Origin of the sequence: Pseudomonas sp. MD330_10, assembly GCF_042610415.1 — a bacterium.
GTDB lineage: Bacteria > Pseudomonadota > Gammaproteobacteria > Pseudomonadales > Pseudomonadaceae > Aquipseudomonas > Aquipseudomonas rhodesiae.
Genome location: NZ_JBHGZU010000163.1, coordinates 1 through 236, shown reverse-complemented (window position 1 = coordinate 236; position 236 = coordinate 1). Strand labels below are relative to the sequence as shown.

Below are 236 nucleotides of genomic sequence, written 5' to 3'. Positions count from 1 at the left end.
AAGCCGTTGAGCAATGCGAGGTCGGTGCCGGGGTTGATCGGCAGGAGCAGGTGCGCCATGTCGGCGGTGGCGCTGCGCCGTGGGTCGACCACGATCAACTTCGCCCCGGCCTAGACCCGGTCCATCATGCGCAGGAACAGGATGGGATGACATTCGGACATATTGCCGCCGATTACGACGAACAGGTCGGCGCGGACGAATACTTCATATGATCCAGGCGGCCCGTCGCAACCAAG

1 pseudogene is annotated in these 236 nt (G+C 62.7%); it reads right to left on the bottom strand.

Annotated features, from left to right (window positions below):
• Positions 1–236, bottom strand: a pseudogene (locus ACFZPT_RS27050) (molybdopterin-dependent oxidoreductase); the annotation flags it as partial.